The sequence below is a fragment of the Stenotrophomonas sp. 220_Sma genome, assembly GCF_056487375.1.
Window position 1 is genome coordinate 1,636,768 of record NZ_CM151348.1, and the last position, 13,656, is coordinate 1,650,423.

18 protein-coding genes are annotated in these 13,656 nt (G+C 67.8%); 12 read left to right on the plus strand and 6 right to left on the minus strand.

Annotated features, from left to right (window positions below):
* Positions 1 to 111: 111 nt before the first annotated feature.
* On the minus strand, positions 112 to 732 hold the full coding sequence (locus tag ACZLIB_RS07700; RefSeq protein WP_012510589.1) for a glutathione S-transferase family protein: 621 nt from the start codon (positions 730 to 732) through the stop codon (positions 112 to 114).
* Positions 733 to 812: 80 nt separating this feature from the next.
* Here ACZLIB_RS07700 and ACZLIB_RS07705 point away from each other — a divergent pair, with 80 nt between their 5' ends.
* From ACZLIB_RS07705 to ACZLIB_RS07735, 7 genes are all read left to right on the plus strand, one after another.
* Positions 813 to 1,781, plus strand: coding sequence for a helix-turn-helix transcriptional regulator (locus ACZLIB_RS07705; protein WP_121503802.1), 969 nt, complete (start codon positions 813 to 815; stop codon positions 1,779 to 1,781).
* Between the two features lie 46 nt (positions 1,782 to 1,827).
* Positions 1,828 to 2,754, plus strand: coding sequence for a lytic transglycosylase domain-containing protein (locus ACZLIB_RS07710; protein WP_180847477.1), 927 nt, complete (start codon positions 1,828 to 1,830; stop codon positions 2,752 to 2,754).
* 200 nt (positions 2,755 to 2,954) lie between these two features.
* Positions 2,955 to 3,575, plus strand: a complete 621-nt coding sequence (gene petA, locus ACZLIB_RS07715; protein ID WP_010486121.1) for a ubiquinol-cytochrome c reductase iron-sulfur subunit — start codon at positions 2,955 to 2,957, stop codon at positions 3,573 to 3,575.
* Positions 3,575 to 4,834, plus strand: a complete 1,260-nt coding sequence (locus tag ACZLIB_RS07720) for a cytochrome b (protein WP_032128877.1) — start codon at positions 3,575 to 3,577, stop codon at positions 4,832 to 4,834. Before petA ends, ACZLIB_RS07720 begins: the two co-directional genes overlap by 1 nt.
* On the plus strand, positions 4,827 to 5,576 hold the full coding sequence (locus ACZLIB_RS07725) for a cytochrome c1 (RefSeq protein ID WP_032128878.1): 750 nt from the start codon (positions 4,827 to 4,829) through the stop codon (positions 5,574 to 5,576). The genes ACZLIB_RS07720 and ACZLIB_RS07725 overlap by 8 nt, the downstream gene beginning before the upstream one ends.
* 134 nt (positions 5,577 to 5,710) lie before the next feature.
* Positions 5,711 to 6,346, plus strand: coding sequence for a glutathione S-transferase N-terminal domain-containing protein (locus ACZLIB_RS07730; protein ID WP_032128879.1), 636 nt, complete (start codon positions 5,711 to 5,713; stop codon positions 6,344 to 6,346).
* Between the two features lie 84 nt (positions 6,347 to 6,430).
* Positions 6,431 to 6,883 carry a ClpXP protease specificity-enhancing factor gene (locus ACZLIB_RS07735; protein WP_019659028.1) on the plus strand — a complete coding sequence of 151 codons (453 nt, stop codon included), beginning with the start codon at positions 6,431 to 6,433 and terminating at the stop codon, positions 6,881 to 6,883.
* An 85-nt stretch (positions 6,884 to 6,968) separates the two neighbouring features.
* Here the strand turns inward: ACZLIB_RS07735 and ACZLIB_RS07740 are convergent, their stop codons facing one another.
* The 4 genes from ACZLIB_RS07740 to ACZLIB_RS07755 form a co-directional block, all read right to left on the minus strand.
* Positions 6,969 to 7,319, minus strand: a complete 351-nt coding sequence (locus ACZLIB_RS07740) for a DUF3301 domain-containing protein (RefSeq protein WP_049423257.1) — start codon at positions 7,317 to 7,319, stop codon at positions 6,969 to 6,971.
* Between the two features lie 67 nt (positions 7,320 to 7,386).
* On the minus strand, positions 7,387 to 8,388 hold the full coding sequence (locus ACZLIB_RS07745; RefSeq protein ID WP_478469535.1) for a DUF2272 domain-containing protein: 1,002 nt from the start codon (positions 8,386 to 8,388) through the stop codon (positions 7,387 to 7,389).
* A 75-nt stretch (positions 8,389 to 8,463) separates the two neighbouring features.
* Positions 8,464 to 9,315 (minus strand): carboxylating nicotinate-nucleotide diphosphorylase, encoded by an 852-nt coding sequence (gene nadC, locus ACZLIB_RS07750; protein ID WP_049463565.1) that lies wholly within the window; start codon positions 9,313 to 9,315, stop codon positions 8,464 to 8,466.
* Positions 9,312 to 9,581, minus strand: coding sequence for a Trm112 family protein (locus ACZLIB_RS07755; protein WP_032128883.1), 270 nt, complete (start codon positions 9,579 to 9,581; stop codon positions 9,312 to 9,314). Before ACZLIB_RS07755 ends, nadC begins: the two co-directional genes overlap by 4 nt.
* Positions 9,582 to 9,639: 58 nt before the next feature.
* On the opposite strand from ACZLIB_RS07755, the gene purE reads away from it, so the two are divergent.
* The 3 genes from purE to ACZLIB_RS07770 all read left to right on the plus strand — a co-directional run bounded on the left by purE (position 9,640) and on the right by ACZLIB_RS07770 (position 11,742).
* On the plus strand, positions 9,640 to 10,143 hold the full coding sequence (gene purE / locus ACZLIB_RS07760) for a 5-(carboxyamino)imidazole ribonucleotide mutase (RefSeq protein WP_005412808.1): 504 nt from the start codon (positions 9,640 to 9,642) through the stop codon (positions 10,141 to 10,143).
* Positions 10,140 to 11,288, plus strand: coding sequence for a 5-(carboxyamino)imidazole ribonucleotide synthase (locus ACZLIB_RS07765; RefSeq protein WP_478469537.1), 1,149 nt, complete (start codon positions 10,140 to 10,142; stop codon positions 11,286 to 11,288). The genes purE and ACZLIB_RS07765 overlap by 4 nt, the downstream gene beginning before the upstream one ends.
* A gap of 112 nt (positions 11,289 to 11,400) precedes the next feature.
* Positions 11,401 to 11,742: a carboxymuconolactone decarboxylase family protein gene (locus tag ACZLIB_RS07770; protein WP_478469538.1), complete on the plus strand. Its 342-nt coding sequence runs from the start codon at positions 11,401 to 11,403 to the stop codon at positions 11,740 to 11,742.
* 114 nt (positions 11,743 to 11,856) lie between these two features.
* On the opposite strand, the gene ACZLIB_RS07775 is transcribed toward ACZLIB_RS07770, so the two are convergent.
* Entirely contained in the window at positions 11,857 to 12,435 is a 579-nt protein-coding gene (locus ACZLIB_RS07775) for a superoxide dismutase (RefSeq protein ID WP_121503800.1), read from the minus strand.
* Between the two features lie 120 nt (positions 12,436 to 12,555).
* On the opposite strand from ACZLIB_RS07775, the gene grxD reads away from it, so the two are divergent.
* Complete coding sequence (gene grxD, locus ACZLIB_RS07780) at positions 12,556 to 12,876, plus strand: Grx4 family monothiol glutaredoxin (protein ID WP_005408852.1); 321 nt, start codon at positions 12,556 to 12,558, stop codon at positions 12,874 to 12,876.
* A complete protein-coding gene (locus ACZLIB_RS07785) occupies positions 12,873 to 13,649 on the plus strand; it encodes an SDR family NAD(P)-dependent oxidoreductase (RefSeq protein WP_121503799.1) in 777 nt (258 codons plus the stop codon). The genes grxD and ACZLIB_RS07785 overlap by 4 nt, the downstream gene beginning before the upstream one ends.
* The last annotated feature ends 7 nt before the right edge of the window (positions 13,650 to 13,656 follow it).

Here is a 13,656-nt window from a genome sequence, read left to right on the forward strand (position 1 = left end):
GCTGCTTTCCGTCCCGCAGGCACGGCGGGCGGGTCATCCACGCATGGCGTGGATCTACTGGAATTCCGGGTCCGCCCCCCGGTAGCGCCCGGCCGCGCCCGTCGGCATGCCTCAGGCCGCTGCCAGCTCCGCATCGATCTGCCGCGAACGGTCGAAAGCGGTCATCGCACTCATCCGTGCAATGTAATCAGCCGTTGCCGGCGCCGGCTGCACCAGGCCAAAGGCGGTGGTCCAGGCCAGCGCATTGCCCCACAGCACGTCGGCGGCGCTCATCGTCTCGCCGAGCAGGTACGGCCCCTGTGCCAGCTGGGCTTCGATCACCTGCAGCACCGTCTCCGCGTCGTTGTAGGGCGACATCAGGCGCGGCGGCGGCTCGCGGTGCATTGCCTTGTCGATCATCGCCGGCTCGAAACAGGCGCCGTAGAAGGCCATCCAGCGCAGGTAGGGGCCGCGCAGGGCGTCGCCGATCGGCGGGGCCAGCCCGGCTTCCGGGTACAGGTCGGCCAGGTACAGGTAAATCGCCACCTGCTCGGTCACCAGTGCGCCGTTGTGGACGATGGCCGGTACCTTGCCCATCGGGTTGATGGCCAGGTAGGCCGGGGCCAGGTTGGCGCCGGCCTTCAGGTCCAGCACCTGCATGCGGTAGTCGGCACCCAGCGCTTCGAGCAGGGCCACGGCGCCGCTCGAGCGTGAACGGGCGGCGTGGTACAGGGTGATCTGGCGGGATGTCATGGCATTGCTCCTTGCGGTGGGTGGTGAACTGGAGCTCATCCTGGGGCACTATTGCGGACGACTTCTGTCCTCGATCCTTCATGCGCCATACCGCCCATCGACTGTTGCGCCTGATCGCCCTGCTGCAGGCCCGTCGCCAGTGGTCCGGGGCCGAGTTGGCCGAGCGCATGGGCGTGGACCGGCGCAGCATCCGTCGTGACATCGAGCGCCTGCGCGAACTGGGCTATCCGGTGCAGGCCTCATCCGGGGTTGGCGGCGGCTACCAGCTGGGGGCAGGGGCACCCGTACTTCCCATGCTGTTGGATGAGGAAGAGGCGACCACCCTGGCCATCGCCCTGCGCGCGGCCTCGGCCACCGTCGCCGGCATTGACGACACCGCGCGTGGCCTGCTGTCCAAGCTCGACCCGCTGGTGCCGACCCGTCGCCGCCAGCAGGCCGGCGAGGTGCATGCAGCGACGGCCACCCTGTCCGATCTTCCGTCCACCGATGCGCGCGTGCTCGGGCGGCTGGCCCAGTACTGCCGGCAGGCGTCGCGGCTGGCCTTCGAATACCGCAGCGCACAGGAGGCCGTCACCCAGCGCGAGGTCGAGGCCCAGCACCTGGTCAACTACGGGCGGCGCTGGTACCTGCTGGCCTGGGATCTGGGCCGGCAGGACTGGCGCACCCTGCGCGTGGACCGGATGGGCGAGGTGCGTGAGTGCTCCGAGCCGGGCATGCACCGGCGCACCCCGGCGCCGCCGGACGTGATGGTGCGGCAGGCGGTCAGCCAGGCCCCGTTCGCGCTGCAGGCCATCGTCCGTCTGGCCGGCAGCCGCGCCGAGCTGGAAGGCCGCATTCCGCCCTGGTGCGGGGTGCTGGAGGCGGATGGCGCCGAGCACTGCCTGCTGCGCATGGGGGCCGAGAGCCGGGGCATGATGCTGGCGCAGATCCTGAGCCTGGACCGCGTGCCGGTGGCGCTGTGGACGACGCCGCCGGGCCTGCGCGACGAACTGGCCCAGCGCTTGGCCGGGCTGGGCCAGGTGCTGGCTGTGCCGCCGGTCACAGGCTGAGCCACATCGCTTGGCAAGCCCCGACGAAGCTGGGACACTCGCCGCCATGAAGGGGATACTGGGGACAACGGCGATCATCATCGCTGCGCTGACCGCTGCGCCGGCCAGCGCCGGAACCCTGTACAAGTGCCAGGGCCCTGACGGCGTCACCAGTTATGTGAGCAAGCGGGTGGCCGGTGCGCGCTGCAGCACCATCAGTTACAGCCGCGACACCCGTCCGGCGCCGCGCCCGGTGGTGGCCGCGCCAAGGCCGACGCCGACCGCGGTGGCCAGCATTGAACGCAATCCGGTGGCCGTTGCCGCGAGCGCCGCAACGCCGGCAGCGGCCGCGCCGACACCTGCATCCGCGCCCGCAGCTGCTCCAGCACAGCCGGTCGCCCCGCGCGCCGGACGCATGGTCAGCGGCCAGGTCTATTCCTTCATGAAGGACGGCGTGCGCCACTACACCAGTGCGCGCCCGACCCAGGTGGCCAACCTCGGCCCGGTGCGGACCATCCGCTACAGCTTCATGGAGCGCTGCTACGCGTGCGGGGTCAATCCACGCGTGGACTTCGGCACCGTGCGCCTGAACACCTCGGCCTTCCAGGCCGAGATCACCTCGGCCGCGCGCGAGTTCGGCGTGGAAGAGGCTGTGGTGCGCGCGATCATCCACGCCGAGTCGGCCTACAACCCGACCGCGCTCAGCCGCGCGGGTGCGCAGGGCCTGATGCAGCTGATGCCGCCGACCGCTGCCCGCTTCGGGGTCAGTGATTCCTACGATGCCGGGCAGAACATCCGTGGCGGCGTGCAGTATCTTGCGTGGTTGTTGAAGCGCTTCAATGGCGATCTGACTCTGGCGGCGGCGGGCTACAACGCCGGCGAAGGCGCGGTCGACCGCCATGGTGGCGTACCGCCCTACAGCGAAACCCAGTACTACGTGCGCCGGGTTGGGCAGCTGGCCGAGCGTTACCGCAGCGCATTGACGCACCAGTAGTGCCGGCCGCTGGCCGGCAACCCCTGGGCAATGGCCGGTACCGACCGGCCGCTGGCCGGCAACCCCGCAATCAATGTTGTTGCAATGCGTTGTGTGGCGCGCGACGGTTCCGCTACACTCGACCGTGATTCAATGCGGCTCTGGCCCCCACCGGATCCGCTGGCAGCCTTAAAGCTACCTAATCAATATCGGAGTGCCGGATGGCCAACGATGGGGTACACGATCCAGTCAACACCGGACGTCGGCGTTTTCTTTCTGCCACCACAGCCGTGGTGGGCGCCGTCGGCGTCGGATTCACCGCAGTTCCTTTCATCAAATCCTGGAACCCCAGTGCCCGCGCCAAGCTTGCCGGCGCACCGGTGGTGGCCGACATCAGCGCCCTGCAGGAAGGCCAACGCCTGATCGTGGAATGGCGTGGCCAGCCGATCTGGATCGTCAAACGGTCCAAGGCGATCCTCGATGCGCTGCACGGGCTGGATGGCCGTCTCAAGGACCCCGAGTCCGGCGAGAAGGACCAGCAGCCGGAGTACGTGCTGAAGCAGAACCCCGAGCTGCGCTCGATCAAGCCGGACATCTCCGTGCTGGTCGGCCTGTGCACGCACCTGGGCTGCTCGCCGGAAATGGTCGCCGAGATCCGGCCTGAACCCTACGACCCGCAGTGGAAGGGCGGCTACTTCTGCCCCTGCCACAAGTCGCGCTTCGATATGTCCGGCCGCGTCTTCAAGGACGTGCCGGCGCCGATCAACCTGAAGGTGCCCGCGCACCACTACCAGGACGACAACACCATCATCATCGGTGTCGATCCGCAGGGGGCTGCCTGATGGCCAATATCCTCAGCCGTACCGCCAGCGGCGTGGCCGACTGGGTCAATGCCCGGGCACCGGGCCTGATGCCGGTGTACCGCAAGCACGTCAGCGAGTACTACGCGCCGAAGAACTTCAACATCTGGTACTACTTCGGTTCGCTGGCGCTGCTGGTGCTGGTCAACCAGATCGTCACCGGCATCTTCCTGACGATGCACTACAAGACCAACGCCGCCGAGGCGTTCGGTTCCATCGAATACATCATGCGTGATGTGGAGTGGGGCTGGTTGATCCGCTACATGCACTCCACCGGGGCCTCGCTGTTCTTCATCGTGGTCTACCTGCACATGTTCCGCGGCCTGCTGTACGGCAGTTACCAGAAGCCGCGCGAGCTGGTGTGGATCCTGGGCATGCTGATCTACCTGGTGCTGATGGCCGAAGCGTTCATGGGCTACGTGCTGCCGTGGGGCCAGATGTCGTTCTGGGGCGCCAAGGTGATCATCTCGCTGTTCGGCGCGATACCGGTGATCGGCAACGGCCTGACCGAGTGGATCATGGGCGACTACCTGCCCAGTGACGCCACGCTCAATCGCTTCTTCGCGCTGCATGTCATCGCATTGCCGTTGGTGCTGTTGCTGCTGGTGGTGCTGCACCTGGGCGCGCTGCACGAAGTGGGTTCGAACAATCCCGATGGCGTGGAGATCAAGAAGGGGCCGAAGGGCAACCGCTGGTCGCCGAACGCCCCGGCTGACGGTATCCCGTTCCATCCTTATTACACGCTCAAGGATGGCGTCGGCGCCGGTTTCCTGCTGATCATCGCCGCCTTCATCATCTTCTTCGCGCCCGGTTTCGGCGGCCTGTTCCTGGAGCACGACAACTTCACCGAGGCCAACCGCCTGGTGACCCCGGAGCACATCAAGCCGGTCTGGTACTACACGCCGTACTACGCGATGTTGCGCGTGGTGCCGAACAAGCTGGGCGGCGTGCTGGTTATGTTCTCGGCCATCGCGATCCTGTTCCTGGTGCCGTGGCTGGACAAGGCGAAGGTGAAATCGGTGCGCTACCGCGGCTGGATCTCGAAGGTGATGCTGGGCGTACTGGCGGTGTGCTTCGTCTGGCTGGGCGTGATCGGTTCCGGCCCAGGCACCGACGTGCACGAGACCTACATCGGGCGGGTGCTGACCTTCCTGTACTTCGCGTTCTTCATCACCATGCCGCTATGGACAAGGTTGGACAGGACCAAGCCGGTACCGGAGAGGGTGACCACCCATGACTGAACGCTGGATGGTCCGGCTGGCCCTGACGGCCGCCCTGATGCTGGGCAGTTTCCTGGCCTCCGCCGCCGAAGGCGGCACCAAGCTGCTGCAGGCCGGCAACGATCTCGGTGACCGCGCCTCGCTGCAGCGCGGCGCGCAGCTGTACATGAACTACTGCTCCGGCTGCCATGCGCTGAAGTACCTGCGCTATTCGCGGATGGCGCAGGACCTGGGCCTGACCGAGGAAGAGGTGATGAACAACCTCAACTTCACCGGCTCGGCGATCGGCGACCCGATCCCGGTGGCGATGCCCAAGGAGAACGCCGAGAAGTGGTTCGGCAAGATGCCGCCGGACCTCAGCCTGATCGCGCGCGTGCGCGGCAGTGACTGGGTCTACACCTACCTCAAGTCGTTCTACCTGGACAGCAGCCGGCCGCTGGGCTGGAACAACGCGCTGTTCGCCAACGCGTCCATGCCCAACCCGCTGTGGGAAATGCAGGGCCTGCAGCATGCCGTGCATGGCAAACCGGAGGCGCCGGGCATGGACCCGCCGGTGACCGGCCTGCGCCTGGAAACGCCAGGCAACGTCGATGCCGGACAGTACGACCAGGCCGTGCGCGACATCACCAACTTCCTCGAATACGCCGGTGAACCGGCCGCGCTCAAGCGCCAGCAGCTGGGCGTGTGGGTGATCCTGTTCCTGGCCCTGCTGACCTTCCTGCTGTACCTGCTGAAGAAGGAATACTGGAAGGACGTTCACTGAATCTGCCGCCGACCATCGCACGGGCCTATTGGCTTTTGTGATGGTCGGTTGCACACTCGGGGAGGAGTCGATCGCTGGCACGGTGCCGGCGGCGCCGATGCGGCAGGCGGTCTCCTGTCGTGGGAGAGCCTTTGATGGCGGCGAGCGTACGCATGCGCAATACACTGACGCTGTTTTCCTCGAACGACGATGTACTGTGCCACCGTGTACGCCTGGTGCTGGCGGCGAAAGGGGTCACGTTCGACTTCGTTCCGGTCGATCCGCAGAACCCGCCTGAAGACCTGATCGACCTCAATCCGTACCACTCGGTGCCGACCCTGGTCGAACGCGAACTGGTGCTTTACGCCGCGTCGGTGGTCAGCGAATACCTCGATGAGCGCTATCCGCATCCGCCGCTGATGCCGGTCGATCCGCTGTCGCGTGCCCGCATCCGGTTGGCCATGCTGCGCATCGAGCACGACTGGGTGCCGCAGGTGCAGGCCATCCAGCTGGGCAACAAGACCCAGGCCGAGGCCGGTCGCAAGCGCCTGAAAGAACTGCTGACGGCCTCGCTGCCGCTGTTCAAGGCCAGCAAGTTCTTCCTCAACCCGGAAATGAGCCTGGCCGACTGCGCGATGGCGCCGATCATCTGGCGCCTGCAGTCGCTGGATGTGCCGCTGCCGAAGGACGGCAAGGCGATTGAAGACTACGGCAACCGCATCTTCCGCCACCCGGGTTTTGTCCGCAGCCTGACCGACCAGGAAAAGAAGCTGCGCGATCTGCCGGGCTGATCCCGTCTTGCTTTACCCGTCTGCACGCCGACCGGCGTGCAGGCGATCCGCCCCGGCGGGGCGCCGGGCGCGTACACTTCACGCATGACCGAAGACTTCTTCCACATGACCAGCCACCGCCCGTACCTGCTGCGGGCGCTGGTGGAATGGATCAACGACAACCAGCTGACCCCGCACATCCTGGTCGACGCCGGCGTCCCCGGCGTGCAGGTCCCGCCTTCGGCGGTCAAGGATGGCCGGGTTGTGCTCAACATCGCCGAACGTGCTGTCGTGCGGTTGATGATCGACAACGAGATGGTGAGCTTCTCGGCGCGCTTCTCCGGCACCAGCTACCCGGTGCAGGTGCCGATCAGCGCCGTGCTGGCCGTCTACGCCCGCGAGACCGGGCAGGGCATGGCACTGCCGGATGACATTCCGGGCAGCGAAACTGCGCCGACCAGCGACGAACTGCTGCACGAGGAAGGCACGCCGCCGGACGATACCCCGCCGGCGAGTCCGCCGCCCAAGGGTCGTCCGAACCTGCGCGTGGTCAAGTAATCCCTCTGACGCCGCCCCGATGGGCGGCGTTTTCCTTTACAGGATTTACCGGTGGGTGCCGACCGTTGGTCGGCACTCAAAGCCCTTAGACATCCTCGGCATCCTCCGCATCCGGCCGGATCTGGCTGATCCGCGCCGCTCCCGGGCCAGTGAACGAGATCAACTGGTCGCCGCGCAGCACCATGCGGCCCACGTGGCGATCGATGCCATCGTAGGAATACTCGAACTTGAACGTGCGCTCGAAACCGAGCCGGCCATCCTCGCCGCGCGACAGGCGCAGGCCGGTGGCATGCACCGCCTGGTCCAGCCATTGCACGTCGGCTGCGCGGCAGGCATTGCGACCCAGCTCGACCGCGCGCTCGGCGGCCGAACGCGCAGCGTTCCAGAAGAAGTAGATGATTCCGCCGGCAATCAGCAACAGCAGCAGGGTGGGCATGGCGTCAGCCGTCAGAGGTCGATTCCGCAAAGATGGCGGCGAACGAGCGCTGGATCAAGCGCTGGATTCACCGCCGCGGCTGCGGTTCGCTGGATACCGGTTGCGCGGGCACGATGACCGGTTGCGGTGTCGGGGCGGGCTGCATCGGCGTCGCAGTGGGAGAGGGCATCACCAGCGGTGATGTGGCGGTCAACTGCAGCAGCGCTGCCCAGTCCTGCCGGTTGAAGCTGCATTCGTCCTCGCGGCCCGGCGTGCAGCTGGGGTCGATGCCGGTGCTGTTGCGTTCGCGCGCGGGCGGCAGCTTGATCAGCCCGGTGCGGTCCAGCGGCAGCAACCGCATCGCCACGTTGTTCATCACGTTGCCACCGACCAGGTACAGGGTCTGGTCGCCGCCAAGATTGGCCGCTACCACCACTTCGCAATGTGATTTCCAGTGGCCCACCGAGCCATTGCCGAGTGCCTGCACCAGCCCGCTGTAGCTGAGCGTGGTGCTGCGGTCGCGCAGGAAGCACAGCAGGTCGCCCGGTGCGGGCTTTGCGGTCGCGGGATCGACCAATCGGTACGGCACGCCCGAGGGGCCGCCCTGGTACGCGGCACGGATGTAGTCGATGTGGCGTGGCGAGGTGTTGAAGCCAGGAACGCCGGACTGCACCATCACCCAGGAAATGAACGCGGCCGACCACGGGTTGTCGACCAGGAAGGCGCGGCAGTCGCTGTCGGTGTAGCGCGTACCCAGCGGTGCCAGGCAGCTGCTGGCGCCAGCGATGCTGCCCATTGCGTTGAGCGTGCCGCTGTTGCGCCAGTAGCCGGCCACGCGCTGCCAGGCGATCAGGCCGTTGTCGGCCAGGTGATCGCTTTCGGCCTCGGTGACACTGAGGCTGGCGGCGCGGCCATCGCGATCAATGAAGGGCCGGAACCACAGCCGGTGCTCGTTGCAGGCGGTATTGCGGATGGCCACCGCCAACGGGCTCAGGCCGAAGCGGGGCGGCACATCGCAGGCTTCGGCGGCCGCTGCGGACAAGGGGGCTGCGGCCAGCAGCAGGCAGGCAGGCAAGAGCATCCGGCGCATGCGCGGCTCCTGTGGGGGATGACCGCAGCGTCGCAGCGCTGTCGTGAACGCCGGGTGTGAGAACCGGGTCAGGCCTCAGCCCGGCGGCGGGCCCAGCTTCAGCGACAGATCAATCGCCTGCACGTGCTTGGTCAGGCCGCCAATGGAGATGCAGTCGACGCCGTCCTCGGCGATCGAACGCAGGCCACCCAGGCCCACGCTGCCGGACACTTCCAGCGGAATGCGGCCCGCCGTGATGCGCACCGCCTCGCGGCGCAGGTCGGGGCTGAAGTCATCCAGCAGGATGCGTTCGCAACCAGCCTCCAGCGCCTGGCGCAGTTGCGCAAGATCCTCGACCTCGACCACCAGCGGCAACCCAGGCCATTGCCGGCGTGCGGCAGCCACGGCTGCGGCCAGTGAACCGGCAGCGCGGATGTGGTTTTCCTTCAGCATCACCGTGTCGTACAGGCCGAAACGATGGTTCTCTCCACCGCCGCAGCGCACCGCGTACTTCTGCGCCAGGCGCAGGCCGGGCAGGGTCTTGCGGGTGTCGAGGATGCGCGTGCCGGTGCCGGCCACGGCCGCCACGTAGCGCGCGGTGGTCGTGGCGGTGCCGGACAGCGTCTGCAGGAAGTTCAGCGAAGTGCGCTCGGCGCTCACCAGGCTGCGGCTGCGCCCGTGCAGCAGCGCCAGTACGGTGCCGGCGGTGACCGTGTCGCCCTCGGAGACATGCCATTCGATGCGCACGTCCGGATCGAGCGCGCGGTGGGTGGCGTCGAACCAGGGGCGGCCGGCGATCACCCCGTCCTGCTTGCACAACAGGTAGGCGCTGTCGGCCTGGTCGGGCAGCAGGGCGGCGGTGACGTCGCCGCTGCCCAGGTCCTCGGCCAGCGCACGCGCGACATCGGCGGCGACAACGGCCGCATCCGGCGTCGGCAGCGCGCTCATGCGGCCGGGAAGTCGGCGATCTGGGCGGTCGGGATGGCTTCCTCGGCCAGCAGCACCGGGATGCCGTCGTCAACGCGGAACACCTGCTTGCGGTCGCGGGTGACCAGCGCTTCGCGCAGCGGCTGCGCCAGCGGGTTGCCATCGGCCTTGTTCACCGCGCCGGTGGAAATGGCCTTGTTGAGGGCTTCCAGGCCCTTGCCATCCAGCAGGGACAGGGGCTGGCGGGTGTCCGGCGACACCAGCAGGTCGAGCAGCTTGCGATCCATGGTTCTTCGTCTTGCGTGGAAGACGGCTAGAATACGTCTTTAAGGCAGGTGACGGCCAATGACCCCCAACCCGATCGCGCCGCTTGTCGGCATCGTCATGGGTTCCCGTTCCGACTGGGAAACCATGCAGCACGCCGCCCAGAAGCTTGAAGCTCTGGGTGTTCCGTTCGAAGTGAAGGTAGTGTCCGCGCATCGGACGCCGGATGTGTTGTTCAGTTACGCCGAGCAGGCGGGCCCGCGTGGCCTGCGCGCGATCATCGCCGGTGCCGGCGGGGCCGCGCACCTGCCGGGCATGATCGCCGCCAAGACCGCCGTGCCGGTGCTGGGCGTGCCGGTGCAGTCCAAGGCCCTCAACGGCATGGATTCGCTGCTGTCGATCGTGCAGATGCCAGCCGGCATCCCGGTCGCCACCTTCGCCATCGGCAATGCCGGCGCCTCCAACGCCGCGCTGTTCGCCGCCGCGATGCTGGCCAGTGACCAGCCGGCGATCGGCCAGGCGCTCGACGCGTTCCGCGCACGCCAGACCGAAGACGTGATGGCCCACGACGATCCGCGCCAATGAGCCTGACCGTAGGCATCCTGGGTGGCGGCCAGCTCGCCCGCATGATGGTACTGGCCGGTGCGCCGCTGGGATTGCGCTTCGAACTGTACGACCCCGCAGCCGACGCCTGCAGCGGCCCGCTGGCGCCGCTCACCGTCGGTGCCTTCGATGACCGCCAGGCGCTGGCGGATTTCGCGGCCAAGGTCGACGTGGTCACGTTCGATTTCGAGAACGTGCCGGCCGACAGCGCGCAGTTCCTGGCCGACCGCGTGCCGGTCTACCCGCCGCCGGCCGCACTGGCCGTGGCCCAGGACCGGTTGAGCGAGAAGACCCTGTTCCAGCAGCTGGGCATTCCGCTGCCGGCCTTCGCTGACATCCGCAGCCGTGACGAGTTGGCCGCGAAGGCTGCCGAGTTCGGTCTGCCGTGCATCCTCAAGACCCGCCGCCTCGGTTACGACGGCAAGGGGCAGTTCCGCCTGCGCAGCGAGGCCGACATCGATGCCGCATGGGATGCGCTGGGTGCGCAGGTCGAGCGTACTGGTCTGATCCTGGAAGGCTTCGTGGCCTTCCAGCGGGAGGTCAGCGTGGTTGCCGTGCGTGGCCGCGATGGCAGCTTCGAGGCCTGGCCGGTCACCGGCAACTGGCACGTCGACGGCGTGCTGTCGGCCAGCGTGGCCCCGGCCGAGTTGTCGGCCGCCGAGCACGAGGCCGCGATCGGCTATGCCCGCCGCATTGCGGAGCACCTGCAGTATGTCGGTGTGTTCGCGCTGGAGCTGTTCTGCCGCGATGGCGAGCTGTTGGCCAACGAGATGGCGCCGCGCGTGCACAACTCCGGCCACTGGACCATCGAAGGCAGCGAGACCTCGCAGTTCGAGAATCACCTGCGCGCTGTGCTGGGCCTGCCGCTGGGCAGCACCCGCATGCTCGGCCATGCCTGCATGCTGAACTGGCTGGGCGCGATGCCCGACCCGGCGCCGGTGCTGGCCCAGGCCAGCGGGCACTGGCATGACTATGGCAAGGAGCCGCGCGAAGGTCGCAAGGTGGGGCATGCCACATTGCGCGATGACGATGCCGCAGCACTGGCCGACGCGCTGGACCAGGTGGGCCTGGAGCTGGGTCGCCAGGCCCAGGTGGCGCCGGCGGTACACGCGCTGCGCAACCGCTGAACCCGGTAGCGCCGGCCGCTGGCCGGCAATGCAACGCTTTGACGCGCCGGTGCAGGCATCGGCGCAACATTCCCGGTGGTAGCGTGGAGCTCCTTTCACAGGAGTCACGACCATGCTCGACTGGAATGCCTACCGCAAGGAACTGAAGGGCCGCATCGGCGAGATCGGCAAGCTCTCGCCGGATACGGTCAAGGGCTATGCCACCCTGGCCAATGCCGGCACGCAGACCAACCACCTGGATGCCAAGACCCGCGAGCTGATCGCGCTGGCCGTGGCAGTGACCACCCGCTGCGACGGCTGCATCACCGTGCATGTGGATGCAGCGCTGAAGCACGGCGCCAGCCGCGAGGAAATCGCCGAGGCGCTGGGCGTGGCAGTGTCGCTCAATGCAGGCGCCGCGCTGGTGTACTCGGCACGGGTGATGGACGCGGTGGCCGCGCACGAGAGCGCGTGAAGCTCCGTACTGTTTCCCGGTAGTGCCGGCCGCTGGCGGGCGGATCGGGTATGGTCGTGCGCGTATGGGGATGCCGGCCAGCGGCCGGCACTACCCCGTGGCGGAGCCGCTGCCTCAGCGCAGCTGGCTTTCGGCGAATTCCCAGTTGACCATCTGCCAGAACGCGTCCAGGTAGCGCGCGCGATCATTCTGGTAGTCCGTGTAGTAGGCGTGCTCCCAGACGTCGCAGCACAGCAGTGGGGTGCTTTCGCCGGTCAATGGCGTGCCGGCGTTTCGGGTGGCCTGCAGGCCCAGCTGCCCGCCCGGATGCTGCACCAGCCACACCCAGCCCGAGCCGAACAGGCCCAGTGCGGTGCGGTTGAATTCCTCGCGCAGGCGCTGCACGTCGCCGAACTGGCGCTTGACCAGCTCGCCCAGCCGCCCCTGCGGCTCACCGCCGCCGCGCGGGCGCAGGCACTGCCAGTAGAAGCCATGGTTCCAGGCCTGGGCGGCGGCATCGAACAGCATGCCCTGGGCATGGCGGACGATCTCCTCCAGCGACGCTTCCTCCCACTCGGTGCCGAGGATGCCGGCATTGACCGCATCCACATAGGCGCGATGGTGGCGGCCGTGATGCAGTTCCACGGTCTGTGCGGACAGGTGCGGCTGCAGGGAGCCGGAGAGGTAGGGCAGGGCAGGCAATTCGACAGGCATGGACAGGTTCGTGGCCAGGGGGCGGCGGCAGCCGGTTCCATCCGCTTACAATGGCGGCTACCGTGGGCAGTCTAGCCGACCATCACGGTCGGTTTGTCCGGCGAAGCAAGGAGTGTGGTTGTGGCGGTAATGCAGCAAATCCAGGCCGAGGTCGATCGTTACCCGCTCGTGCTGTTCATGAAGGGCACCCCGCAATACCCGATGTGCGGCTTCTCCAGCCGCGCCGTACAGGCATTGATGGCGGCCGGCGCGGTCACCCTGCGCACCGTCAACGTACTGGAAGAGCCCGAGATCCGCGCCAACCTGCCGCGCTTTTCCAACCTCCCGACCTTCCCGCAGCTGTTCATCAACGGTGAGTTGATCGGCGGCTGCGACATCGTGCTGGAGCTGTTCGAAGCCGGCGAGCTCAAGCGCATCGTCGAAGAGGCGACCCAGGGATGAGTGCCTGGCCATCGACGTCACCGGCCGACGGGGCGCTCGATGGCCGCCCGTTGCAGGATCGCGTGGTGCTGGTTGCAGGCGCTGGCGGTGGCTTGGGCAGTGCGGCGGCCGTTGCGGCCGCAGCGGCCGGTGCCACCGTGGTCCTGCTGGGCCGCAAGCCGCGCCGCCTGGACCGTGTCTACGCCCAGGTGCAGGCTGTCGGCCCGGAACCCCTGCTGTACCCGCTGGACCTGGAAGGCGCCGGCCCCGATGACTATGCCGAGCTGGCCCAGGCCCTGCAGCGCGAGCTGGGGCGGCTGGACGGCCTGCTGGTCTGTGCCGCCCACTTCCCGGGCCTGACCCCGTTCGAGCTGGCTGACCCAGCCAGTTTCGCCCGCGCGGTGCACGTTACCTTGACCGCGCCGGCCTGGCTGGCCCAGGCCTGCCTGCCACTGCTGCGGCAGCGCGAAGATGCGGCGCTGGTGTTTGCGGTCGATGCCCCCGACCGGGTCGGGCAGGCTTACTGGGGCGGTTACGGTGTGGCCCAGCATGGCCTGCGTGGCCTGATCGCCAGCCTGCACGACGAACTCGGCCGCAGCCCGGTACGGGTCAGTGGCCTGTACCCCGGTCCACTGCGCACAGCCCTGCGGGCCCGGGCGTATTCCGTAGACCAGGACCCGGCCGCCCAAGGCCCGGAGGCCGCCGCAGCTGCGGCCGTGACCCTGTTGTCCGGTGCTGGCGCCACCTGGCGCGGCCGGATTCTCGATGCCAGCGGGGCGTCCCCGGCCGAGTGAGTGCCGG